Here is a 24,757-nt window from a genome sequence, read left to right as displayed (position 1 = left end):
CGGGAAGGATCAAATTTTTAAGGTGAAGCTTAAAGCTGCGTTCTGAGCCAGCTCCACACCCAGTCTTTCGTCTTCTCCCAGACCGGGCGGTTCTGCCATTCCTCCAGCGTAACTTGCCGTGAAAGAGAAAGATCGGCTTCGAACAGATCGATCTGCGTTTTTGCGAAAACTCCGTCATAGACGTTGAGATTGGATTCATCGTTCAGCCGAAACGAGCGTTCGTCGAAATTGGTGGAACCTATCGTCGTCCACCATTCGTCAACGATCAGCACCTTTGGATGGTACATGGTTGGCTGGTATTCGTGCAGGCGTATCCCCGCCTCCAGCAGCTCCCCCCAAAAATGACGCGAGCCATGGCGCACGATTGGCATGTCGGTCTGTTTGCCCGGCACGATAATGTCGATCTCGACGCCGCGCTCCCTCGCCTGCAGCAATTGTGCGATGGCGACATCGTCCGGAACGAAATAGGCCATTGCGATACGGATGTTTTCGGTTGCGCCGGCCATTGCCATCATCAACATCTGGTGCATGGATTTCGCTCCGCCATTGGGCGACGACTTCACATGCTGGACGCGCAGGTCTCCTGCCTCTTCCGCCTCGGGATAAAACTGATCACCCTGAAGCACCTCTCCTGTCGCCTCGATCCAGTTTTCGGCGAAGGCGGCTTGCATGTCGGCGACCACCGGTCCTTCGACGCGATAGTGATTGTCACGCCACTCCTCGGGATTGCGGGCGTCGCCGAGCCATTGGTCGCCAATTCCGACGCCTCCGGTAAAGCCGATCTTCCCGTCCACAATCAATAGCTTGCGATGCGTGCGATAGTTGATCCGATCAAGCGTGTACCAGTGGATAGGCCGGAAACGCTCGAAATTAACATTGGCATCAGTCATGATCTTGATTGTGTCTTCGTCAAACGGGATTGCGCCGACGAAATCAACCAGCACGCGCACGGGCACACCATCTCGTGCTTTCTCCGCAAGCGCAGTAGCAAACTCCCGCGCGATCTCGCTTGACCAGTAAATGTAAGTGACGAAGTTGACGCTCACTTGCGCCTCCCGGATCGCAGAGAGCATTGGCGGAAATATTTCGTCGCCATTGACGAGCGTTCGGATGGAGTGGCCGGGCTGAACGTCTCCTTCGAAGACGGAATGCATAGTGCGCAGAAAGGCGGGATCCGAAACCGCAGCGAAATGCGGGATCGGTTCCTGAACCTGCGTGCGCGGCGGCACAAGGTTGAGTATGATGATTGACAAAAATCCGCCGACAAGCAGAAAACCGAAGAGCCGAGCCATAAAATTCAATTTCATTCAGCCATCCCCACCGTGAGAATTTGCTGTTTTAGGAAGCACGACCGCACTTCAACTCCACGGATTAATGTCGTCAGGCCACCAAGCAGAAAACAAACTCGTTAGACCAGATGTTGACGATCCCCTCGTCGAACGACCTGCAGAATCTTTAAGACAGCTATTCCCTCCAAGCTTAAACCGTCGTTGGGGCAGAAGATCAAGCGCCGGGCCTCGCCGCTCACGCAATGCACCTGTCTGGCGCAGCTTCTGCTTGTTAGCCCGTGAATGCTGCCCGGCATCGGACACATTGTTCATCATTTCGCTCAGGAATTTGCAGAGGTGATAAAGCTCGAACGAAGTTTTTTGATCTCGGATAGCCAGAACCGCTCAATCGCGGACGGGCCTGCTATTTTTTTGATAGGCAATCAACCGGGACCATCAGATGCTCTGCGAGTGACCGTGTAATGAGTTGATGGTCCTCTCTCTCGGGCAATCCTGAAACTGCTATGGATCCGATGACACCGACGTCCCCGATAGTCAGGGGGAATCCCCCGCCGGCAAGGGCGTATTCAGCCTGATCAAGCGCCCAGTTTTGGGGAAATGTCTTATCCTCACGCGCCAACTCGAGAACAACACGGTAGGATGACTTATGAAATCGCCGAACCAGGTTTGATTTGCGGCGGGCCCATTCAGGATTAGAGCCCGTTGATCCGGCTGTTGCGCTATAAAAAAGCGGGCGATCCCAGGTTCTGATATCGATAACGATGCCGAGCCCTTCCGATATGGCTTTCTCGCGTATAAGCGAGCCTAGCTTGAAAGCCTCTTTCTCGTTGAAAGTCGCAAAGGCCAAACGGCTCTCTTGCTCCTTTATGATGCGTATATCGCGTGCGACGTCCATTTTTAACCTCCCATTACCAGCATCATCGACGGGATTTGAGCCAGTCCTCATATTCGGCTTGTGCATCTGCGTGCAGCGGGTAATAGCGTTTGAGTTCCCCTCCCTCCAACAGGCGCTCCTTCGAGAATCCCTCCCATTGGTGGTGTTTTTCGGCACGAGCAAGCACGTCCTCGGCCATTTGCGCTGGTACGGCGACCGCTCCATCATCGTCCGCAACGATGATATCGCCGGGTATTACAAGCACTCCGCCGCACGAGATCGCACCATTGACCTCGAATGGAAAAATATTGGTCTGGGTATGAAAATTTGGCGTCAGTCCCTTGATCCACAATCCCAGATCCAGATCCTTGGCTTTGGGGTAGTCGCGGATGCAGCCATCGACCACGATCCCGGCCCCGCCTTTACCTTTGAAATAGGTCAGCATCATTTCGCCGAAAATACCGCTGGTCATATCTCCACGAGCGTCGACAACGACGATATCGCCGGGCTGCGTGTGATAGAGAACATGACGGTGCAGCTGTGTCTCGGGTTCAGCATATTCGTCGTCTTCGTAAAGGTCCTCGCGTTTGGGCATGAAACGCAGCGTGAGGGCAGGTCCGGCAACAGCTTTGCCTGGCGACCAGCACGTAGGGCCCGCAATAAAGGCCGAACGGATTCCCAGTCGACTGAGGATGCTTGAGGTTTTTGCTGCACCCACGGCCTGAAATCGTTCGCAGATTTCGCGAGGAGGGCGAGTGATGTCGTTGGTTTGGATCATGATCTGGCCTTGATGAAAAAGTTGAATTGATTAAGCGAAGCCCGCCACGGGATGAGGCACGTAAGGGGATTCCATTTCAGCAATGTCTTCTGGACTGAGCGAAACCGCGAGCGCACCTATGGCGTCGTCAAACTGCTGTTCACGGCTTATGCCAACGATGGGTGCAACTACGGCTGGACGGGACAACAGCCAGGCAAGTGCGATGCTGGCGCGGGAGGTTTCGTGGCGTTCCGCGATCGTGGCAACCGCTCTGATAACCTCTGCATCGGCACGCTCCGTGTCGCCATACAGCTTGGAGCTTAGCCAGTCAGCCTTTTTGCGATTTGTGTCCTGCCCATCGGGCCGCGCCAGCAGACCACGTGCGAGAGGACTCCATGGTATCTGCCCGACGCCCTCCTCCTCGCAAAGAGGCACCATCTCTCGCTCTTCCTCCCGGTTGAGCAAGTTGTAGTGGTCCTGCATGGAAATGAAACGAGCGTAGCCCTTCTGATCGGACCGATAGAGGGCTTTCGCAAATTTCCAGGCATGCATTGATGACGCGCCGATATAGCGGACTTTGCCTTGCCGGACGAGATCAGTCAGAGCTTCAAGCGTCTCATCAATTGGGGTTTCGGGATCCCATCTGTGGATTTGATAGAGGTCGATATAATCAGTTTGGAGCCGGTTCAAACTGTGCTCGACTTCCTGAATGATCGCCTTGCGTGACAGGCCCTTGGCGTTTGGGCCAGAGCGCATGGGTGTGTTGAGTTTGGTGGCGATGACAACTTCGTCGCGAACTGCATAGTCTTTCAACGCCCGCCCAAGGAACTCTTCGCTCGTTCCATCTGAATAGATGTTGGCTGTGTCGAAGAAATTGATTCCCAGCTCGATTGCCTTCTTAATGAGAGGTCGGCTCGCTGACTCATCGAGGGTCCAGGTTGGGCCACCCCGCTCAGGCACTCCAAAAGTCATGCAGCCAAGGCAAATCCTCGAAACTTCCAATCCGGAACGGCCAAGTCGAGCGTATTGCATTCACAATCTCCCAGATGCGATTCAGAATTATGTTCATATTTGAACTGAATTAATTCAATTAAGAATGGCCTTCACACTTGCAATCTGTCAATCCCTTGCGCAATTTTGCTTCAAATGAGAATGATCTCTATTCATTAACGGGAATAGAAGGACAGCATCGATGACGGAACACCCAGATAAAAATGGCGTCCCTGTGCTGGAGCGGACGCTCGAGGTTCTGAGCTTTCTGGAACGAACACCCGACGGGTTGTCGATACGAGACCTCACAAAATATCTCGGTGTTCCTCGCAGTACGGTCTATAGAATCCTCAACACATTGCAGGCGCATCAGATAGTTCTGCGCAATGTCGAGGGAACCTATGTTTTGGGACCGCGACTGCTGACCCTGGCAGCCAAGGTCAAGGTTCAGATGTCCTACGATCTCGTAGGAGCTGCGCAACCCGTTATGCAGCAGCTGGCACAGGAGACCGGGGAAGGTAACAAGCTTTCTGTGTTCGCGCGCGAGACCGCGCTTGTTGTAGCGGCAGCGACCGGCACTGGCGAATATGGATTACACCCGGCTGTCGGACAGAGCTTTCCGCTGCATGCGGGGGCTGCAAGCAAGATGATCATGGCGCATCTCGACGCTGTCATGCTTGACAGGTTGCTGAGCCAGCCTCTCACTCAGTTCACCTCTGCCACTCGTATTGACCCCGCGCAATTGCGCGCCGAGCTTGAACTCATCCGAGAGCAAGGCTGGGCTCAAGACATGGGTGAACACGTGGGTAGTGTTTGTGCAATGGCGGCCCCGGTCTGGGATCCCACGGGAAGATTTGCCGCGGCCCTGAGCATTCCATTCCTGGCAGGGCAGACCCCCGAAAGAATCTCAACACTCAAGGCTGCCGTTATCACCGCTGCCCGCGACTTGTCTCAACGCATAAGGAAATTATAGCTCGTGATCATCACCGACATCAAATGCGCCTTGCTTGGCAGCCACCCGGTCGTGCGCGTGGTCACCGACGACAATATTTCCGGCTATGGACAAATCGAGTTCTGGAAGCCGCAAGCAAAACAAGCCGTGCTCGCTTTGCGAGAGTTCGTCATAGGCATGGACCCCACACATGTGGAACGCGTCATGCTGCGCATCCGGAACAAGGGCGCATTCAAACCATGGGGCAGTGCTGTCAGTGCGATCGAGATGGCACTGTGGGATGTTGCGGGCAAAGCTGCCGGCTTACCTGTTCACAAGCTTTTGGGCGGAAAAGTGCGGGACAAGGTCAGAGTGTACAATGGCGGCCTGAGATTTCCGTTTGAAGGATATCAGCCAGAGGACTATGCCGCCGATGTTGCACGAATGATGGCGGCACCAGAAAATTTCTCCATCATTAAACAGACACTTGCGTTTCACAGTCCCATGGCGCGCGAGGTTGCAGGGTTTCATTACGGTGAAGTCACTACACAGCCGATCTCAGGTCTGCGTGACACAGGTGCCCTGACGCCCAAAGGTTTTGATCATGCTGTTGCTTGTGTCGAGGCGATGGTTGAAGTCACCGGAAACAAGGTGGGACTAGCTCTTGATTGCGGACCGGGATGGACGCTGGCGGACGCCAAAAAGTTCGCAAAAGCGGTGGAGCCACTCAATCTGATGTGGCTTGAGGATCTGCTTACCGGAGATCAGATTCCTTACGTCAATGCGGGCGCTTATCGCGATCTGACAATAAGCACATCGACACCGATCCATACCGGCGAGCAAATATACCTTCGGCAAAACTTTCGCGAGTTGATTGAGACGCGGGCCGTTAACATTCTTGGTCCGGACCCTTGTGATGTTGGTGGTATCGCCGAACTCAAGCGTGTTGCTGAATATGCTGAAGTTCATGGGCTGTCCTTCGCACCACATGGCACCGCCAACGGCCTTCTCGGGCTGGCGGCGCTTGTGCAAGTCTCTGCGACACTTCCCCAGAATTTTATTGCCTTCGAATATCCATTGGGCGAGCCAAACTGGTGGTACGACATCGTCGAGGGACTACCCGAACCAATTGTCAAAGACGGTTTTGTCGCCATTCCAGAGCGCCCGGGCATGGGGGTTGATCTCGTGCCCGATCGCGCACTGCAATATCTGGCAGCGGAAGACCAGGGCTTTTTCGACTAGTCCAATTTCCCTGATCTCAGGCAGACAAATTCGTTTCCCGACTACGCGCTTGACAGCCAAGGCTTCGTTGTTCATTCTAAATAGAATTGATACAGTTCAAATGTGAACAAATTGGATCGGTGCATGCGAGTTGGAATGACTTTGGCAGGCGAGCGGTTAACGCGGGACAATGCTCGGTTTGCGGCACAACTCGGCGTGACGGATGTGGTCGTCAATTTGGGGCGCTATCGGCAAGTTCAGGATCGAACGCCCTATCTCGATGGCCGTTCAGTCGGCCCTATTCTGGGGGACTGCAGCACAGAAGCGCTCTGGGATTTCGACTATATGACCGAGATCGTCCGAATGCTGGCGGAAAATGGCCTGCGCATCGCTGCGCTCGAGAACTTTGCCCCAAATTTCTGGTCCGATATTTTATTAGGAGGCCCAGACCGGCGCCAGCAGATGGAGGCGCTTAAACACCTGGTCCGCGACGCAGGAAAGGCCGGGATACCGATCATCGGCTACAATTTCTCGATTGCCGGAGTCTGGGGATGGCGGCGCCTGCCAATTGGGCGAGGAGGAGCGATAACCTCTGTGTTCGACAGTGATGGTTTCGATGCCCAGGAGCCTATTCCTGATGGCATGGTCTGGAACATGCGGTATCGCCCCTCCCAACCCGGTGCCAAGCTCGTCCAACCGACCGAAGATGAACTTTGGGAAAGGCTGGCATGGTTCCTGGAAGAATTGGTACCGGTGGCCGAGGAGGCAGGTGTCAAACTGGCAGCCCATCCTGATGACCCGCCAGTCGATCGACTGCGGGGAACGCCACGCCTCGTCAACAAGCCCGAAAAATATGATCGGCTGCTTGCCTTGGTGGACAGTGAGTCCAACGCTCTCGAATATTGCATCGGCTCGCTTCAGGAGATGCCCGGCAGCGATATTTATGAGCTGACGCGGATGCATGCGCGCAGTGGAAAGATCGCCTATGTCCACTTCCGCAACGTCAAAGGCAAGGTGCCACGCTACGAGGAGACGTTCGTAGACAACGGCGATATCGATATGGCCGAAATCGTGAAAATTCTTCGGGACGAAGGTTTTTCCGGCGTCATGGTGCCGGATCACGTGCCCGACATTCAATGTGCCGCACCATGGCATGCAGGGATGGCCTACACGGTCGGCTACATGCGCTCGCTCGTTGGCAACTCCCATCTATCCGACAGGGAGGGCAAGCGTTTGCGGAGATACTCTCGGTCAAACTGAAGTCGCTATCTAGGGAGGAAACGCGATGAGAAAAACACTGTTACGTATCACAAGCCTTGCTGCTCTTGTTATGTGGCCATCAATGGGTTCCGCCCAGGAACTTGTCTGGTGGACCATGAGCTGGAACGAGGCGAACGCCAGAGCTTTTGCTGACGAGTTCATTGCGGAAAACCCAGGTGTCACAGTTCGCATCGAGCCCAATGTCGCAGGTGGATTGCAGAGCCGGGTTCTGATCGCCATTCAATCGGGCAATACCCCGGATCTGATCGATATCCAGAATGGCGTGAATATACCTCTTGCCGAAACAGGGGGGCTTGCCGCCATTGGCGACGCGCTGGCCAGTGAGGGGGTCGATTTTGAAGACTTCCTCCCTGCCGCAGTCGAGACCGCGACGTATAACGGCCAGGTTTATGGCATGCCGTTCCAGGTTGAGGCCCATGCCTTTCTATATAACAAGGCAGCCTATCGCGATGCCGGCCTGGACCCCGAGACACCGCCGACCACCTGGAAAGAATTCCTGGAATTTTCTGAGGCACTGACGGGCAGCTGGTCCAACGGCTCACCCCGGTATGGCTACGGTGTCTCGGGCGGCGGACCGGACCAACCGGGCAATTCGCTGTTCAGGTCGCTGCCGTTCCTTTGGATGAATGGTGGCGGCATACTCGGCCCGGACAACGAAGTGATCGTGAACAGTCCGGCATCAGTCGAGGGTCTGAAGCTCTATGTGGACCTCTTCACCGAATACGGTTATGCGCCGCCGTCCACTTTGGAAAACGACTCCAATGCTCTGCGGCGGCTGTTCAGTGTCGGCAATGTTGCCCAGATCCCCGGTGCTACTTCCGATGTCCAGCGTGTGCTCGAAGCAGACCCTGATTTCGAGATAGGCGTCGGGCTTCTCCCGCACCCCGAGGGCGGCGAGCCAGCAGCAATTCTGGGAGGTTGGAACTTCGTAATACCTGAAGCAGCCCGGAACAAAGAGCTTGCGGTCAAACTGGCTGCCTTCATGGCTTCGCCCGAAAGGCAGGCGATCTACACCACGACGTTCCCGGCAGCGCAGTCGGGCCTCGACCTACCACGTTTCGACGATCCGTTGTTTGCCGCTCACAAGGAGATGCTGGGCTTTGCCCGGCCGCAACCGACTATTCCTGAATGGAGCCAAATCACTCGGATCTATTACACCCACCTCCAGGAAGCTCTTCTTGGATCCATGAGTGCACAGCAATCGATGGATGCGGCAGCGGCTGAAATCACTGCTCTATTGTCAAACTGATGACTTCTGGTGCCCTCCCGAGAGGGCACCAGCCACCCAAGGAGCATCTATGTCCACGCGCAAAATAAGCCCGGGCTTGTGGTTCATCCTGCCGACAATGCTGGTTCTCATCGGCTTGATCGCCTATCCAATGCTGTCGACCATCGAACTTAGCGTAACCAACGCAAGCGGCGCTTTCGTCGGCTTACGAAACTTCAACATTGTCATCAACTCCCCTTCGACTCTGCTGATTATCTCCAACACTCTCGTCTATGTTTTTGGGTCAGTCTTTCTCCAGCTTGTGCTGGGAATTGCCGCGGGAATTCTTTTGAACCAAAGCTTCGTCGGACGATCGATCTTGCGATCGCTCATGTTGGTACCGTGGATTATTCCCGGCATAGTGGCCGCCATGACCTGGGCGTGGATGTTCCACACCGATTACGGCATCATCAATTATCTGCTGACACAGTTGGGCATCATATCCCAACCCGTCGGTTGGCTGACCAATCCCAATACCGTTATGCCTGCGCTGATTGCAGTCAATGCCTGGAAAATGTTTCCATTTGTCGCCGTTATGGTGCTCGCCGGGTTACAATCGGTTCCAGACGAGCTCTACGAAGCATCGCGAATTGATGGGGCGGAATTCCGACACGAAGTCTGGCACGTCATGCTGCCACAACTGCGCCCGGTTTTGTTTTCCATTACGCTGCTTTTGGTGATCTGGGCACTCGACGGCATTACGATCATTTATTCGATGACCGGTGGCGGACCAGCCAATCGCTCAATGATTTTCCCTATCCATATCTACGTCCAGGCTTTCGAGTATTTCGAGTTCAACCGTGCGGCGGCTCTCTCGGTTCTCTACTTCGGGTTTATCTCGATTGTGATCGCCATCTACATGCGGCTGTTCTGGCGGGACGAAAGGAATTGAAGATGAAACACCGTTCCGTCTGGCTCTTTTTACCGCTTCTCATTCTCTTGGTAATTGCTGTCTTTCCGTTCCTGTGGATGGCCCTTTCCTCGTTCAAACCGCTCGCACAACTCTATTCGATACCGCCACAATGGATTCCCAACCCGCCAACCCTTCGGAATTTTCAAGAAGTACTCTTTAACTCAAATATCCCGCGTTACTTCCTAAACAGTACCATCGTTTCCTTGGGATCCACGGGGTTAGCGCTGATATTTGCGATTTTTGCAGCTTATGGGTTCGCGCGATTTCGTTTCTTCGGCAAAAGCTTCGCCATTACATTCGTGCTGGTTGGTCAGTTGCTACCGACGGCGACGGTCATCGTTCCGCTCTATCTGGTCCTGAACCACTTCAATCTCATCAACACCTATCTCGGACTGATCCTCGTTTATCTGATCCTCACACTGCCGCTCAGCGTCTGGATGCTGACAGGATTTTTCCGCGCCATTCCGACGGAACTTGAGGAGGCGGCCATCATCGACGGAGCAACCCGGCTCGGAGTGCTGTTTCGAATTTCCCTGCCTCTGATCGTGCCGGGTATAGTCTCGGTCGTCCTCTATTCTTTCGTCGCAACCTGGAATGAATTCGTTTTCGCACTCTCGTTTGCGACAGACCGGACTATGAAAACCCTTCCCATCGGCCTCGCAGAGTTCTCGACCGAGTTCGATGTGGACTGGGGGGCGGTCATGGCGGCCTCTTTCATCATGACCCTTCCAATCGCCCTGATCTTCCTGGTGCTTCAGCGCCTCTTCGTGAGTGGGCTGATGTCCGGGGCAACGAAGGGCTAACCCTGAGAACCAAAGGATAATGACAATGTCTGTTACAACAAGCGGCCCGCAGGCGCGTTTCATGCATACGATGATCCGTGTCGGCGATCTTGATCGATCGGTCAAATTCTACTGCGACCTTTTGGGCATGAAAGAACTGAAGCGTGTCGATGTGCCCGAAGCCAGCTACACCAACGTATTTGTCGGCTATGGCCCCGAAACCAGCCACCCCGTAGTGGAGCTGACTTACAATTATGGGGTTGAAACCTACAACCGGGGTGACGGGTTCGGGCACCTCGCGGTCGGGGTGAACGACATATACGCCATGTGCGAGGCCCTACGCGCGAACGGCGTAGCAATTGCGCGCGAGCCTGGACCGCTCAAGTTCGGAACTGTCCACATTGCCTTCATTGACGATCCCGACGGATATCGGATCGAGCTCATCGATCTCAATACAGGCAACTATGCCAAAGCTGGAAGTTAGGCAGATTGGCCGGCGACCAGATTGGTCGCCGGCCTCGACCAATTGGGAGGATGGTTTGGTACAGGTCGCTATAGAGAATGTTACGAAGGCTTTTGGAGCGTTCAACGTCATTCATGGTATTGAAGTGACGGTTGAAGACGGCGAATTCGTCGTGCTCGTAGGCCCGTCTGGATGCGGAAAGTCAACGCTGCTCAGAATGATCGCGGGTCTTGAGGAAATTACTTCGGGTACAATTTCGATTGCCGGACGCATCGTGAACGATGTGCGCCCCAAGGAGCGCGATATCGCCATGGTATTTCAGAGCTACGCGCTTTATCCGCATATGACAGTTCGAAAAAACATGGGGTTCTCGCTGAAACTTGCAAAAATCCCCAAACATGAGATCGACAAAGCCGTGGACAGGGCAGCTTCCATTCTGGGGCTTGAAGCCCTTTTGGACAGACGCCCCAAACAGCTTTCAGGCGGACAACGCCAGCGCGTAGCCATGGGGCGTGCAATTGTGCGCAGCCCACAGGTATTTCTGTTTGATGAGCCACTTTCCAATCTGGACGCGCAGCTTCGCCTGCAAATGCGCAGCGAGATCAGAGAGCTGCATCAGCGCCTTGAGGCAACGACAATCTATGTAACCCACGATCAGGTTGAGGCGATGACTATGGCTGACAAGATTGTGGTCATGCGCGGCGGAAAGGTCGAGCAGATTGGCAGTCCCATCGATCTTTACGACAGACCCGCAAATCGTTTTGTTGCGAGCTTCATCGGTTCGCCCTCGATGAACTTCATCAAAGGGAAGATTGATCGAAAAAGTAACACTTTCATGATGGCAGATGGCTCGGCGACCTCCATCCCGGCGCCTCCGCTGATCGATCCCGGCGAAGATGAAATCATACTAGGCGTGCGGCCCGAAAATATTGAAATTGTTGATGGTTCTCGATCTGGCTCCTTGATTGGGACGGTCAATTTCACCGAGATCACCGGGGCAGATACGATCGTCAATCTGGATGTCAGCGGAAATCGGTGCAGCGTCATGCTTCGCGACAGGCGACATTTGAAACCTGGAGAAAAATTACAATTAATGCCGCTCGCTGGCACACATCATTATTTCGAAGCATCGGAGAATGGGCTCCGGCTGTAAGTATCCGGCGTTGGTCGACTAATAGAGATGTGAGCGCCCAGCTTGCCGCCTCCGACTGCCAAACTGCCCCCATTTCCTTAACCCGTCCGGCGCGTTTCTACTGGAAAGACCAAGATCTCGCGCCGGAATTTGCACAAGCAGGAATAGATCCTCACCATCGGAGTGCCTGCCGGTGTCATTATGGATTTGACAGTCGCCGCCGCGAGCCTGGGTATAGGCAAGCCAAAATTCCAAAGATAAACGATGTCGCCCGGCACGGTGCCGCAATCTCGATGCGCCGTGCAGCTTCCTGTTTCTATTGGGTTAGTTACTGGTGCACCACCCGAGCCAACTGTCAGGCAGCGCCCGCAGACTGGTTTACCTTTAATAAGCTGCATTCAAGCGGTCGACATTCGTTTCGGTTGACGTGTCATCTTGTAAGTCGCGCTGCAGGATTTGTAAGCCTTCGTCCTGAAACTTCATGTGGCCGTCAAAGCGCTGGCGCATTCAGGACTGGTTCAAAGTTTTCAGAGTGTCTCGATAAAAGCCATTCATCGGTTCATTGACCGATTTGTTTTTCCGCGCATCGAGATTGCCCGCTTGTCTGCCTGCAGCTGCAGCGTCCGTTTCAACCGAATCGATATCGTCCTTGCCCATTATCGCGGCAATTGTGGGCTCGGTTGAGCGGAATGGTTGAAACACTACAAAATTGCATGTAGAGCTGTATTCAGCATGAAATACCGTTCAAAATCATAGGAAATTCCAGTGGTCGAAACCAAAGATTGTCCTGTCACGATGAATGGCGCTCAGGTGATCCTCAGAATGCTGGAACTTCACGGTGTGAAGCACGTGTTTGGCCTGCCGGGCGAAACCACCATCGGGTGGTACAAGGAGTGGCAAAGCCATTCCTCCATTGAATATGTCCTGACCCGCGATGAGCGCACGGCCTCTTTCGCTGCTGAAGCCTATGCCAAGATTACAGGGCGTCCGGCTGTTCTGGAAGCGCCCAGCCCGGGCGTTACTCACTGTACGCCTGGCATGACCGAAGCCTATCTGAGTTCAGTGCCAGTCATCTATTTCAGCTCGGATATCCCGATCAATCAGGACAAGCGGCACGGCCTTACCGGTATCGACCAGACAGCCCTTTATGCAAGCATATCCAAGGAATCCTTCTATCTGACCAATGTGAAGGATATCCCCTTCCTGCTGCGCAGAGCATTCCGCGTGGCGACGTCTGGCAAACCAGGGCCGGTTCATATTCGCGTGCCGATCAATATCTTCCATGAAACGGCCGAGATCCGGGATCTTTATGCGGAGGAAGATTATCAGGTCTACCCGGCGCACCGTCCCGTGGCGGATCACAGCAAAATTCGCAAAGCCATCGAAATTCTGCTGGCCGCGAAAAAGCCGGTCATCATTTGCGGACAAGGTGCGCTGATATCGAAGGCTTCGGCCATTGTGCAGGAACTGGCCGAACTGCTCCAGATCCCCGTGGGCACCACCACACCCGGAAAAGGCGTCATTCCTGAAACGCATCCGCTTGCGCTTCGCGTTATCGGAGCGCGCGGTGGCATGGAATATTCCAACGACTACGTTTTCAACACAGATACCGTTCTGTTTGTTGGCACGAACACAGATTCCAGCAGCACGGATCACTGGAAACTTTACGGTAATCCGGCAAGCAAGACATTCCTGCATCTCGACATTGCCGAGGCCCATGTCGGCAACAACTTCCCCGTCAAGGTGGGGCTGGTTGGCGATGCGCGCGCAAGCCTGGAATATATGGTCGAACTCATCAAAGCCGGGAACCCGGACCTCAAGCGGGAGCCGCTCGACCTCAACCCGATGAAGCGTACTGCGCTGGAGAAGGTTTTCAAATCGAACATCCCGATGCCTGCCGGGGTCATGTCTCCGGTCAAGCTGATCATGGCACTCGACAAGATCTTGCCAGAAAACGCCATTGTCACAGCAGAACCGGGCGTCAGTGCAATTTTCCCCTCGGCGCTGCTGTCATTGCGCAGAGCAGGTCGCAGTTTCATCACGAACTATTCCATGGGCTCACTGGGCTACTCCGTGCCTGCGGCCCTTGGCGCATCTTTTGCAAATGATGGACCCGTCATTTCCCTGACCGGCGATGGCTCTCTGGCGTTCGTGATGGGTGATTTCGAAACCATCTGCCGCAGCAGGAAAAACGTGACGATCATCCTGACCCGCAACGACACCTATGGTTGGATCAGGGGTGAAGCCATTCTGCTCGACAATGTGGATGTGCCATGGGCAACAGATTTCGGCGCGGTTGATTATCTGAAGGTTGCGGAAGGCTTCGGCTTCAAAACCGCCCGGATCACTTCGGAAGATCAGATCGAAAGCACTCTGCAGGACGCGATCTCCCACAAAGGGCCAAATTTCATCGAAATCATGGTGCCAACGCAGGACAAGATCATACCTTTCGTGCCGGCCTGGGTTCGTGTCGCGAAGGAAAGGAACCTGCCTTACTTCAGCTAACATAAGCAGGAGAGACTCCCTGCGCCTGAACTTCGTAAATTGTTGAAAATCAACGCATTGCAATGATTTTCAGCAACAACGCCAAAGTCAGCGGCCGCATTCCGTTTCGGCCTTAGCGTTTTTCTCGTTTGCACTTGTCTGGAAAAAATGGACACTTGGATGGCAGGTCTGGATTTTGAGACATGGCAGTTTGCAGTCGCTGTGCTCGTGCTGGTCGTAGCCGGCGCGGTTCAGGGGTCGACAGGCTTTGGGTTCAATTCGCTGGCAGCACCCGTTCTTGCAATCATAACTCCGGCGTTCATACCAGGTCCCATGCTTCTGATTTCTCTGATGGTCAGCGTCAGCGGAATGATACGCGAATGGGGTCAGGTCGACTTCAGCGGGCTTTCAACTGCGCTGATCGGAAGACTGGCAGCGTCGATCATTGCGGTTCTATGCCTCGGCTTGCTTGACGCAACCATGTTCTCGCGGCTGTTCGGCGCCATGGTGCTCCTTGCCGTCGCAATGAGCTTGAGCGGAATACGGATACAGCCCACACCGCGCACCTTGTTTTTTGCGGGCAGTTTGTCGGGCTTTATGGGGACGCTGACCTCAATTGGCGCACCGCCAATGGCTATGGCGTATCAGAACGTCCATGGTTCGGTCATGCGCTCAACCCTGAACAGCTTCTTTGTAGCCGGGGCGTTTTTCTCGATTGTTGCACTCGTGGTGAGCGGCCACTTCACGTTCGATGATCTCATTCTTGGCATTGTGATGTGTCCGTTCGCCTTTGCCGGTTTTCTGTTTTCCCACTGGGGCCGCCTGCTCGTGGACGGCGGATGGGCGCGGTCCTTCATATTGGGCACTTCGGCTGCTTCCGGAGCATTTCTAATAGCAAGAACAGTATGGTGAATTCCTGAAAAGAAAACGTAGGAACAGTATGTTGAATGCTACCAGAAATATCATGCTCACAGGTCCTGTGCTTTTGAGAGGCGTTTTTCCGGTGACGTCCCAAAATCAGATGAAGGTCGTTTGACCGGTATTTTTTGCTGTCTAATATCCATTATGCAGCCCTGAATTTAGGCCAATGACGACATCCCGAAGAGGGGTGATCCAGCGAAAACAAGGAAAAGAGAAATGGGGAACTTCATAAAATCGAGTCTGTCCGCCGGAGTAAGCCGTCGGACTGTCTTGAAAGGCGCTGCCGCATCCAGCCTTGTGGCAATGATGCCCGGTAGCCTCTTTGCTCAAGGTTCGACGACTGTCACGCAATTCATCTGGACAGGTGGGCAGGAGCCGGTTCCCCGTCGCATTGCTCAGGAATACATGGCCGCCAATCCAGGCGTTGCCATCGAGATTATCGCCGGGACCAATGGTGCGACCTATCCCAAACTCGCGGCTTCCAGAGACATAGATCCACAGTCGCCTTTGCTCAATGTCGGCTTTTTCAATCTCGATTCCGCTGAACGTGGCAAGCTTGTGGACATGTGGTTGCCGATTGATGAGGCGACAGTCCCTAACGTCGCACACATCCTTCCTCAGTTCCGTGATCCAGACAATCTCGGAGCGATTTTCTGCATGGATGCAGGCGGGCTGGTCTGCAACACCGACTATTTCAAGGATTCCCTCCCCGACAGTTGGCAGGCCATTTTTGATCCTGCATTGAAGGGCAAAGTGGCATTGTTCGACAGCTTCTGGTCAGGAAATGGTTTTGTAGCGACGGCCAAGCTTAACGGCGGAAGCGAAGATGATGTCGAACCCGCATTGGAGCTGTTTGAAAAAGCGGCGCGCGACGGCCAGTTCCATTCTCTCGTCACTTCAAATGCTCAGTTGCAGCAGCTTCTGGTCTCTGGCGAAGTGGTGCTTGCGCCTCACTTCCGCGGTGTGGTTCAGCCGTGGATTCTCGACGGCGCGCCAGTTCGCTATGTCATTCCCAAGGAGGGTCAGGTTGCCTTTCCGGAAGGCTTCCAGCTCGTCAACGGTTCATCGGAAGCCCAGATTGCGGTTTGCCGCGAATTGCTGAACATTTCGCTGCAGCCCGAAAACGTGCTCGACTACTGCCTCACCGCACACGTTATTCCGCTGATGGACAACGTAAAAATTCCTGACGACATCGCGTCTGATCCGGCCATTCAGCCAGAGGCAATCGCAGCGGCAATTCAACTGGATTACGCAAAGATCGGAAAGAACAGCGCTGCCTGGGGTGATGCCTGGAACAGACGCGTCAAGGCGAACATGTAATCCCGATCATTCAATCTTGTCGTTGGCAACAGCGGCAAGATTGGTTTCTCGTGAATTTGGTTTCTCATCAATCAGGAACGCCAATGACTGCTGTCTCGCTCAACGCGGTGGAAAAGAGCTTTGGCTCTGCGAAGGTCGTGAAATCCATCAATCTCTCAGTGAACCAGGGGGAGTTTTTCTCTTTGCTGGGGCCTTCCGGTTGCGGCAAGACCACGACACTGCGCATGATTGCTGGCCTGGAGACACCAACTTCGGGCGATATCATGATCCGTGGCGTGCGTATGAACACGGTCCCTATCAACCGCCGGCCCACCAATCTCATTTTTCAGAAACACGCACTCTTCCCCCATCTCAATGTGTTTGAAAACGTTGCCTTCGGCCTGAAACTGAAATCCATGAAGCGCGCGGTGATCGAACGCAAGGTCGGCGAAATGCTTGAGGTTGTCAGCCTGTCGGGGTTTGAAAAGCGCAGCGTGAACGAACTGTCGGGCGGGCAGCAGCAGCGCGTGGCCATTGCGCGCGCCCTCGTCAACGAACCGGCCGTTTTGCTGCTCGACGAGCCGCTCGGCGCGCTCGATCTTAAATTGCAATTGCGTTTGCAGCGCGAATTGAGGCGCATTCAGCGCTCCACGGGCATCACCTTCATCTATGTCACGCACAATCAGTCAGAAGCGCTGACCATGTCCGACAGGCTGGCGGTGATGAATGACGGGCGCGTGGAACAGGTGGGCACGCCGGCCGAAATCTATCTCAAATCAGCGACAAGTTTCGTCGCAAGTTTCATCGGCAGGACGAACCTCATTGAGGGCGTGGTGGAGGTGGAAGCAGACACGGCTCGCATGACCGACGGCCCGATAATTGCTGTGCTGGATGAGGTGGAGCGGTTTCAGAATGGCGAGCGCACATTGCTCTCCCTGCGTCCGGAACGCATCGCCATCAATCCTGCACAGAAGATGGACAATGCCATAGATGCAACGGTCGCCGAAGTGGAATTTCTTGGCTCGACCATTCTGTACCGCATGAGGATTGCCGACGGACGTCTGCTTTTTGTGCAGGCACTCGCCGACTCCAACCCCTATGCCGAGGGTGCATCCGTCCAACTCGGCTGGAACAGAGACGTCGCCATTTTCATTCGCAGCACCTCCATTGCGGAGGATGTGGAATGAGCGCTGCCACAGCCAGCCCACCTGCTGGCCACACCCTTTCCAAACGCTGGCGACTGTCGATATTGCTTGGCCCGGGGCTGATCATTATCGTTCTGCCATTCGTGGTGGCGATGCTTGTGCTGGCCGGCTACTCGCTCAATTTGCGCGACACAACCGGTGCCGGGGTCGGCTTCTCCGTATGGACAACCTTTCTGACGGATTCCTTCAACTGGCAGGTCGTGTGGACCAGTATGCGAATTGCCGGTGTGTCTACGGCTATCACAGTCCTGCTGGCTTATCCGGTCGCTGCGATGCTTTTGCGCGTGCGCAACCGGTATTACCTGATCTTTGCCTATATTGCGCTGTTCTCGCCTTTGCTCGTCAGCGTGATTTCCCGCTCTTATGGCTGGCTGCTGCTGCTTTCTGATACAGGCTTCGTCAACCAGCTTCTAAGCCTTGCAGGACTTGGCCCATACCGGCTCGTTTTCAATGAGACCGGCGTGGTTATCGCCATTGTGCATGTGCTTTTGCCCTATGCGGTACTGCCCATTCTCAACATCATGACCCAGGTTCCGCCAATCTACCGCGAGGCCGCGCTCGACCTGGGCGCATCTGGCTGGACTGTTTTCCGAAAGGTTACGTTACCTCTTACCCTGCCCGGCGTCATCGTTGCGGCAGAAATCACGTTTGCCTTGGCAATCAGCGCCTTTGTTACGCCGAGCCTGCTTGGTGGGGGGCGTGTGCTCACACTGTCGCGGATGCTCTACGACAATATCGGGTTGATTGAGTGGGGCATGGCTGCGGTGCAGGCAATTGTGCTCCTGGCAACTGCGCTGGCGGTGCTGTTCGTGCTCGAACGTGTCAACCGGTCCACACATGCGGCAAGGCGGGACTAGAACGATGCAGGAATCCATTCTCAAACGCTGGTCACTGAATATCCTGCTGGCATTGGTGCTCGCCTTCATGCTGGCTCCGATCCTGATTGTGTTCGTGAACTCGTTCAACAGCAGCGCATTCAACGCATGGCCTCCACAGGGTTTCACGCTGGACTGGTATCGCAAGGTTTTAGCCAACCCCGCATTCCAGAGAGGCACGATCAATTCACTGCTGATCGGCACCGTCTCGACGGCCATTGTACTGGTGCTTGGTACGCCCCTCGCCTACGGTTTGGCGCGCTTGAACATCCCGGGCCTGGCTGCGCTGAAATCAGTGCTGTTCGCGCCTCTGGTCGTGCCACGCGTGGCTATCGGCTTCGCGCTTTTCGTACTGTTCGTTACATTCGGAATGCTGACTGGAATCCGGCCCTACGGCACTTTCTGGGGGGTGGTTCTTGCACATTCCGTGCTGATGCTGCCATTCGTCGTGGCTATCCTCGCAGCAAGTTTCGGCGAGGTTGACCCCATCGTCGAGGAAGCCGCTCGGGATCTCGGCGCGACGCCTTTGCAGGCTTTCCGTCTTGCGGTGCTGCCTCAGGTCAAGGGCGCGCTTCTGGTATCAAGCATCTTTGCTTTCATCACCTCCTTCGACGAGGTGGAAACCACGCTGTTCGTGGTCCGTCCGGCGATCAACACACTTCCGGTCGAAATGTACAATTACCTTGAACAGTATCAGGACCCGTCCATAGCAGCCCTGTCTGTGCTGCTCATCGCTTTCACATTCCTTGTGGTTCTCGTGATCCCGTTCTTCGTCAAGGGCGGCGACCTGTTCCGCATGTTCGCATCGGGAAGAAAATGACCAATACACTCCACTACCGCCTCGGCATTGATATTGGAGGCACATTCACTGATCTTGCCGTTGTTGAGGAAGCGACGGGCAAGACGCTCACCTTTAAAACACCTTCCGTTCCTTCGGACCCGGCGCGTGCGGTATTCAACGGCATTGTCCAGCTTCGCGACGAGTATGGCATCGCACCTGAGCAGATCCGCTATTTCGTCCATGGCACCACACTGGGCCTTAACACCCTGTTGCAGCGTAGTGGAGCAACGACCGGCCTGTTGGTAACACGTGGCTTCCGCGATGTTCTGGAAATCGGCCGCCTGCGCCTGCCTGACCCGACCAATTACTATGTTGAACGCATCAAACCGCTGGTCGCTCGCCGCCATGTCCGTGAAATTGATGAACGCCTGCGTGTCGACGGTTCCGTGCTGGAGCCCATCAATCTGGATGCCGCAACCCAGGCAGCACGCGATCTGATGGCGCAGGGCGTTACCTCAATCGCCATTCTGCTGATGCACTCCTACCGCAATCCCGAGCATGAAAAGCTGCTGGCTGATCATCTGCGTCGCGAGTTGCCAGAGCTTTATGTCTGCGCCTCGCATGAGGTCTGGCCGCAGCAGCGGGAATATGAACGCGGCCTGCTGACCACAATCAACGCGTTTATCGGCCACCGCATGAGAACCTATTTCGAGCGGCTGGAAGATGACATGAGCAAGGTGGGCATGCGTGCAACCGTGCTGACCACCAAGTCGAACGGCGGTGTAATGGCAGCGGCATCCGCGGCCACCTCGCCAGTTGAAACCTTGTTGTCCGGCCCCGCCTCCGGCGCAATGGGCGCATTGATGACCGGCACGACCAGCGGCAACCGCAAGCTGATCGGCTTCGACATGGGCGGAACATCCGTAGACATTGCGATTATCGACGGCGACATGCTTTATTCCACTGAAAGCAGGCTGGGCGATTTTCCGTTGATCATGCCTGCGGTTGATATTTCATCCATTGGCGCAGGCGGCGGTTCCATCGCCTGGCTGGACGCAGCCGGAATTCTCAAGGTCGGTCCGCAGAGCGCAGGCGCAATGCCGGGTCCGGCCTCCTACGGGCATGGCGGCGACAAACCGACTGTCACGGATGCCTATGTCAAGATCGGCCTTTATTCTCCGGAACGCCGGCTGGGCGGGGGGCTCAGGCTGGACAAGGCCCGCGCCGAAGCCGCCCTTGAAACGCTTGCCAAGCCGCTTGGCATGTCCACGGCAGCCGTGGCGCAAAGCATCCTCGATGTCACCACAGCCAACATGTATGCGCAGTTCATGCCACTGATGGCGCGCAAGGGGCTGGATCCCCGAGATTTTCGCCTGCTTGCCTATGGTGGAGCGGGGCCCCAGCATGCCTTTCTTCTGGCGCAGGAAGTGGGCGTGGAAGCGGTCATGGTTCCCGCCTCGCCGGGCACGCTCTGCGCGCAGGGCAGTCTTGCCGCAGACTTCAGACAGGATTTCATTCGCACCATGCCGGGCGGGCATCCGGATGCTGACGCACTGATATCGGGCTTTGCCGAAATTACGCAGGAAGCCCAGCAATGGATGGACACGCAACCGGTCGATATTGTCGAGCGGCACATACGACTCTCAGCCGACATGCGCTATCATGGTCAGTCGTTTGACCTGACCATTCCAGTGGAAGGCGATCAGTTCGAGGCAGCCCGCCTACCGGCACTGATCAACGCTTTCCACACTGCCTATGAACGCATCTACGGCTTTTCCGACCAGAATGGCGCTATCGAAATCACCAATGTCCGAGTTGCCGTGCTTGGCACCACGGCGAAGACACCGCAGATCATGCTGACGGAGAAAGTGGCACCTGGAACACTGGCGACACCCCGTGAATATCTGTCGATCACGGACAACGGAGTTGAGGTTCATGCCGGATTCTACGAGCGCGCCCTGCTTCATAGCGGGCATCAGATCGAAGGGCCTGCTGTCATCGAAGCGCCGGACACCACAATTTACATGCCCGGCGGTTTCACGGCTGAAATTGATGACCATGGCAATTTGATAGGCCGGCTTCGCGCAAAGGGAGAGCAGGCATGAAGACGAACCCCGTTCAACTGGAAATCTTCCGCAACAGGTTTCAGGCAATTGTCGAAGAAATGGCTTCGGTGACCCTGCGAACGGGCTTCACCGTGTTCGTCAAGGAAACATCGGATTTCGGTGCCTGTCTTGTGGCGCCGTCGGGCGAAGTGCTGGCTGCACCCACCGAAACGTCAGTCAGCCTGATGGTTGGACTGCCGGGATGGGAAGCAATCAACGCGTTTGAGTCCTATGAAGAGGGTGATGTCTGCATCGCCAACGATCCGGATACAACCCGCGGCCTTTCCACCCATCTTCCCGATATCTGGCTATGGCGGCCGATCTTCGTTGAGGGGGAGATCATCGCCTTCGCATTCAACTTCATCCATTCTTCCGATGTGGGTGGTCGCGTTCCAGGCTCGATTACGCCTGTTGCCTCCGATGTCTGGCAGGAAGGTCTTCGCATTCCGCCCCTCAAATTGCTCCGCGCTGGTGTCATCAATGACGACATCGTCAAGCTGATCCTGACCAACTGCCGCATCCCCGATCAGAACTGGGGTGACATCAAGGCCGAGATCGCATCGCTTGCCACCGCCGACCGACGGGTTCGTGAACTGGCGACGCGTTATGGCCGCGAGGCAGTGCGCAATGGCTGCACCGATCTTTTGACCAGCGCAGAGCAACGCGCCCGCAAGATCATCACCAGCATACCGGACGGACGCTACGAAGCTTCCGACTACATGGAGATTGACACCGGTGACGGTAGCGACCGCCCGATCCGCATCGCGCTTGCGCTGACCGTGCGGGGCGAAGAGATCGAACTCGATTTCACGGGGTCCGATGTTCAGGTGAAGGCTGCTTTTAATCTGCCAACTTATGGCCAGCCCGGCCATTACATGCTGAGCCTGGCGCTCTTGAACTACTTCCGCACACTCGATCCGGAAATTCCCTACAATTCCGGCCTGACACGCCCGCTTTCAATGGTCTTGCCACAGGGAACCATCGTGAATCCTGATCCGGGTCGAGCATATGGGGTGCGCGCTGCAACATTCATTCGCGTGATGGATTGCATCATGGCTTGTCTGGGAAAGGCCTTGCCTTCCGTGACGCCTGCCAACAGCGCGGGAGCCATAGCAATTGTGCTTGTCTCGAACATTGATCCGGAAACAGGCAAGCGCCGCATCACGGTCGCACAGCCACTGTCGGGTGGGTCCGGCGGCCGCCCCAAGCAGGACGGCATCGACGGCACAAGCTTCACAGGCGGCTGGCTTCGCAATGTACCCAACGAGGTGTTGGAGGCGGAAATGCCAGTGCTGGTTGAAGAGTATGGCTATGCGACCGACAGCGCGGCACCGGGCAAACGGCGCGGCGGCGCGGGCATACGCTTCAGAATGCGCAATTTGCAGCCCGGCACGGTTCTGACAGCGCGCGGTCTTGAGCGCTTTCGCTTCAATGCGTGGGGAGCCCTGGGCGGCGCGCCCGGCTCCAATACGCATGTGACACTCAACCCGGCCGGAGATGCAAAAACCATAGGACAAATTGATCTGCTGGAACTTGCCGGCGGTGATGTCGTGGAGTTTGTGTCGCCAACGGGCGGCGGCTACGGCGATCCTTTTACCCGTGATCCGCAAGCCGTTCTGGATGACGTGCTGGACGGCTATATCAGCGAGGCGGAGGCTCAGGACGGCTATGGCGTCACCATCCGCAACAGCACCGTCGACGCTGAAGCAACGGCTTTGCTGCGCTCCAGGCAAGCGCCACGCAGCGGCACCGACATGGGCGCCTTTCGCGGCGAGTTTGAGAAGAAATGGCCCGAAGCCGTCCAGCATGATCTGATCATGGCACTGCTTGGCCAACCGTCTGCCATTCGCGACACGTTACGGGTTCCACTGGAAAGGCGCATTCAGTCTGAACTGAACGGCGGAAACGCCTGCGATCGGTCAACAATTGACCGCATGATTATCGAACTGACAAAAGAGACTGTATGATGAAGACCGGCCACCACTATGACAGCAATCGCTTCGCCGTATTGATGGAGGCAGCAAATCTCGACGCCGTCATCGCCTGGGGCGGGGCGAACTTCCACTACATGACCGGCTTTCAGAACTATTTCGACAATCCCGGTGGATCGCTGGCTTTGGTACCAGCGGATCCGGGCAAGCCAGCCATGGCGTTGGTGGCAAGCTGGGTTGAGGAGGCCGCGCGTGCCTCCAGTACAATACCGGATCTTCATTCCTACCCTCTGTGGATCGAAATTGCCGATATCAAGGATATCCGCGCAGGGACAGCCAGGAGTCAGCCAAAGCCAAGCCCTCGTTTCGACCTTGCCCGCAACATGGCCATTCTTGCCGATGCGGTGACTGCCCGGGGTCTTGCCCAAGGCCGTATTGGCATTGAAATGAACCTTGTTTCGGCACATGCATTGGCGCTGCTTCAGGCCAAGCTGCCCAACGTCCGCTTCGTCGAATGTTCCTCGCTCTTCACCGATCTGCGTTCGATCAAGACAGAGTTCGAGATCGATTGCATCCGCGAAGCCACGCGCTTTGCGGAAGAAGGGCTTCTGGCTGTTCTGGCCAGCCCACTGGGCGGCCTTGACACAAACGGGCTGAAAACAATCTACGATGCCGCCTGCGCCGACCGCGCGGCACGCCTGCCCGATGCAGGGTTTCTGGGCACCCGCGTGACAGCCTCCATCGGGGCGGACATTTCTCCAACCATTGCCGGCGGAAAGAGAATTGAGTCGGGTGACGCGGTGTTCTTCGACTGCGGCGTTTCAATCCATGGCTACGGCTCCGATACGGGCCGCACATTCCTGTTTCGCCCGCCCGCTGATGAAGAGCGGCGCATCATGGATGCCGTCTGCGCCGGGATGGATGCAGGAATAGAGCTCATGCGCCCTGGTGTGGCCATGTCCGAGATTTTTCATGCCGGGCAGAATGCGGTAAGAGCAGCGGGTCTTCCATGGTACACGCGCGGTCATATCGGCCACACCATGGGGCTCGGAATGGCCGAGCAGGCACCCTATCTTTCGCCAGTTGAGAACAGGCTTCTTGAGCCGGGAATGGTCATTGCTCTGGAGACGCCGCTATATGTAAAAGGTATTGGCGGCTTTCAGGTGGAGGAGTGCTTCGTAATCACGCAGACGGGGTATGAAAAGCTGACGACACTGCCACGGGACTTTATGACAGGAATGCTTTGACGGAACTCG

21 protein-coding genes are annotated in these 24,757 nt (G+C 55.6%); 17 read left to right on the top strand and 4 right to left on the bottom strand.

Annotated elements, in window-relative coordinates; translation table 11 throughout:
- Positions 1 to 29 precede the first annotated feature (29 nt).
- The 4 genes from FPY71_RS02430 to FPY71_RS02415 all read right to left on the bottom strand — a co-directional run bounded on the left by FPY71_RS02430 (position 30) and on the right by FPY71_RS02415 (position 3,952).
- A complete protein-coding gene (locus FPY71_RS02430) occupies positions 30 to 1,229 on the bottom strand; it encodes a phospholipase D-like domain-containing protein (RefSeq protein ID WP_246160100.1) in 1,200 nt (399 codons plus the stop codon).
- A gap of 463 nt (positions 1,230 to 1,692) precedes the next feature.
- Complete coding sequence (locus FPY71_RS02425) at positions 1,693 to 2,184, bottom strand: heme-degrading domain-containing protein (RefSeq protein ID WP_149297290.1); 492 nt, start codon at positions 2,182 to 2,184, stop codon at positions 1,693 to 1,695.
- Between the two features lie 22 nt (positions 2,185 to 2,206).
- The gene (locus tag FPY71_RS02420; protein ID WP_149297288.1) at positions 2,207 to 2,941 is read right to left on the bottom strand and encodes a ribonuclease activity regulator RraA; all 735 of its coding nucleotides are present in this window, start codon (positions 2,939 to 2,941) and stop codon (positions 2,207 to 2,209) included.
- 30 nt (positions 2,942 to 2,971) lie between these two features.
- Entirely contained in the window at positions 2,972 to 3,952 is a 981-nt protein-coding gene (locus tag FPY71_RS02415) for an aldo/keto reductase (RefSeq protein ID WP_149297286.1), read from the bottom strand.
- Between the two features lie 160 nt (positions 3,953 to 4,112).
- Here FPY71_RS02415 and FPY71_RS02410 point away from each other — a divergent pair, with 160 nt between their 5' ends.
- The 17 genes from FPY71_RS02410 (at position 4,113) to FPY71_RS02330 (ending at position 24,748) form a co-directional block, all read left to right on the top strand.
- Complete coding sequence (locus FPY71_RS02410; protein WP_149297284.1) at positions 4,113 to 4,883, top strand: IclR family transcriptional regulator; 771 nt, start codon at positions 4,113 to 4,115, stop codon at positions 4,881 to 4,883.
- A gap of 3 nt (positions 4,884 to 4,886) precedes the next feature.
- The gene (locus FPY71_RS02405) at positions 4,887 to 6,083 is read left to right on the top strand and encodes a mandelate racemase/muconate lactonizing enzyme family protein (protein WP_149297282.1); all 1,197 of its coding nucleotides are present in this window, start codon (positions 4,887 to 4,889) and stop codon (positions 6,081 to 6,083) included.
- 135 nt (positions 6,084 to 6,218) lie between these two features.
- A complete protein-coding gene (locus FPY71_RS02400) occupies positions 6,219 to 7,322 on the top strand; it encodes a mannonate dehydratase (protein WP_246160099.1) in 1,104 nt (367 codons plus the stop codon).
- Positions 7,323 to 7,347: 25 nt separating this feature from the next.
- Entirely contained in the window at positions 7,348 to 8,592 is a 1,245-nt protein-coding gene (locus tag FPY71_RS02395; protein WP_149297278.1) for an ABC transporter substrate-binding protein, read from the top strand.
- 49 nt (positions 8,593 to 8,641) lie between these two features.
- Positions 8,642 to 9,502 (top strand): carbohydrate ABC transporter permease, encoded by an 861-nt coding sequence (locus FPY71_RS02390; RefSeq protein ID WP_149297276.1) that lies wholly within the window; start codon positions 8,642 to 8,644, stop codon positions 9,500 to 9,502.
- Positions 9,503 to 9,504: 2 nt separating this feature from the next.
- The gene (locus tag FPY71_RS02385; RefSeq protein WP_149297274.1) at positions 9,505 to 10,326 is read left to right on the top strand and encodes a carbohydrate ABC transporter permease; all 822 of its coding nucleotides are present in this window, start codon (positions 9,505 to 9,507) and stop codon (positions 10,324 to 10,326) included.
- Between the two features lie 25 nt (positions 10,327 to 10,351).
- A complete protein-coding gene (gene gloA / locus FPY71_RS02380) occupies positions 10,352 to 10,789 on the top strand; it encodes a lactoylglutathione lyase (protein ID WP_149297271.1) in 438 nt (145 codons plus the stop codon).
- 55 nt (positions 10,790 to 10,844) lie between these two features.
- Complete coding sequence (locus FPY71_RS02375) at positions 10,845 to 11,921, top strand: ABC transporter ATP-binding protein (RefSeq protein WP_149298600.1); 1,077 nt, start codon at positions 10,845 to 10,847, stop codon at positions 11,919 to 11,921.
- Positions 11,922 to 12,665: 744 nt separating this feature from the next.
- Positions 12,666 to 14,405 (top strand): thiamine pyrophosphate-binding protein, encoded by a 1,740-nt coding sequence (locus FPY71_RS02370; RefSeq protein WP_149297269.1) that lies wholly within the window; start codon positions 12,666 to 12,668, stop codon positions 14,403 to 14,405.
- A gap of 147 nt (positions 14,406 to 14,552) precedes the next feature.
- A complete protein-coding gene (locus FPY71_RS02365; protein WP_246160098.1) occupies positions 14,553 to 15,296 on the top strand; it encodes a sulfite exporter TauE/SafE family protein in 744 nt (247 codons plus the stop codon).
- A gap of 225 nt (positions 15,297 to 15,521) precedes the next feature.
- Positions 15,522 to 16,625 (top strand): ABC transporter substrate-binding protein, encoded by a 1,104-nt coding sequence (locus FPY71_RS02360; RefSeq protein WP_149297267.1) that lies wholly within the window; start codon positions 15,522 to 15,524, stop codon positions 16,623 to 16,625.
- Between the two features lie 83 nt (positions 16,626 to 16,708).
- The gene (locus tag FPY71_RS02355; protein WP_149297265.1) at positions 16,709 to 17,791 is read left to right on the top strand and encodes an ABC transporter ATP-binding protein; all 1,083 of its coding nucleotides are present in this window, start codon (positions 16,709 to 16,711) and stop codon (positions 17,789 to 17,791) included.
- Entirely contained in the window at positions 17,788 to 18,666 is an 879-nt protein-coding gene (locus FPY71_RS02350; protein WP_149297263.1) for an ABC transporter permease, read from the top strand. Before FPY71_RS02355 ends, FPY71_RS02350 begins: the two co-directional genes overlap by 4 nt.
- Positions 18,667 to 18,670: 4 nt before the next feature.
- Positions 18,671 to 19,504 carry an ABC transporter permease gene (locus FPY71_RS02345; protein ID WP_149297261.1) on the top strand — a complete coding sequence of 278 codons (834 nt, stop codon included), beginning with the start codon at positions 18,671 to 18,673 and terminating at the stop codon, positions 19,502 to 19,504.
- Positions 19,501 to 21,570 carry a hydantoinase/oxoprolinase family protein gene (locus FPY71_RS02340; protein WP_149297259.1) on the top strand — a complete coding sequence of 690 codons (2,070 nt, stop codon included), beginning with the start codon at positions 19,501 to 19,503 and terminating at the stop codon, positions 21,568 to 21,570. Before FPY71_RS02345 ends, FPY71_RS02340 begins: the two co-directional genes overlap by 4 nt.
- On the top strand, positions 21,567 to 23,537 hold the full coding sequence (locus FPY71_RS02335) for a hydantoinase B/oxoprolinase family protein (protein ID WP_149297257.1): 1,971 nt from the start codon (positions 21,567 to 21,569) through the stop codon (positions 23,535 to 23,537). The genes FPY71_RS02340 and FPY71_RS02335 overlap by 4 nt, the downstream gene beginning before the upstream one ends.
- On the top strand, positions 23,534 to 24,748 hold the full coding sequence (locus FPY71_RS02330) for a M24 family metallopeptidase (RefSeq protein ID WP_149297254.1): 1,215 nt from the start codon (positions 23,534 to 23,536) through the stop codon (positions 24,746 to 24,748). The genes FPY71_RS02335 and FPY71_RS02330 overlap by 4 nt, the downstream gene beginning before the upstream one ends.
- Positions 24,749 to 24,757: the final 9 nt, after the last annotated feature.

The organism is Aureimonas fodinaquatilis (genome assembly GCF_008369445.1).
Taxonomy (GTDB): Bacteria; Pseudomonadota; Alphaproteobacteria; order Rhizobiales; family Rhizobiaceae; genus Aureimonas; species Aureimonas fodinaquatilis.
Note: the sequence above shows the minus strand (reverse complement) of the source record. Positions and strands in the feature narration are given on the sequence as shown.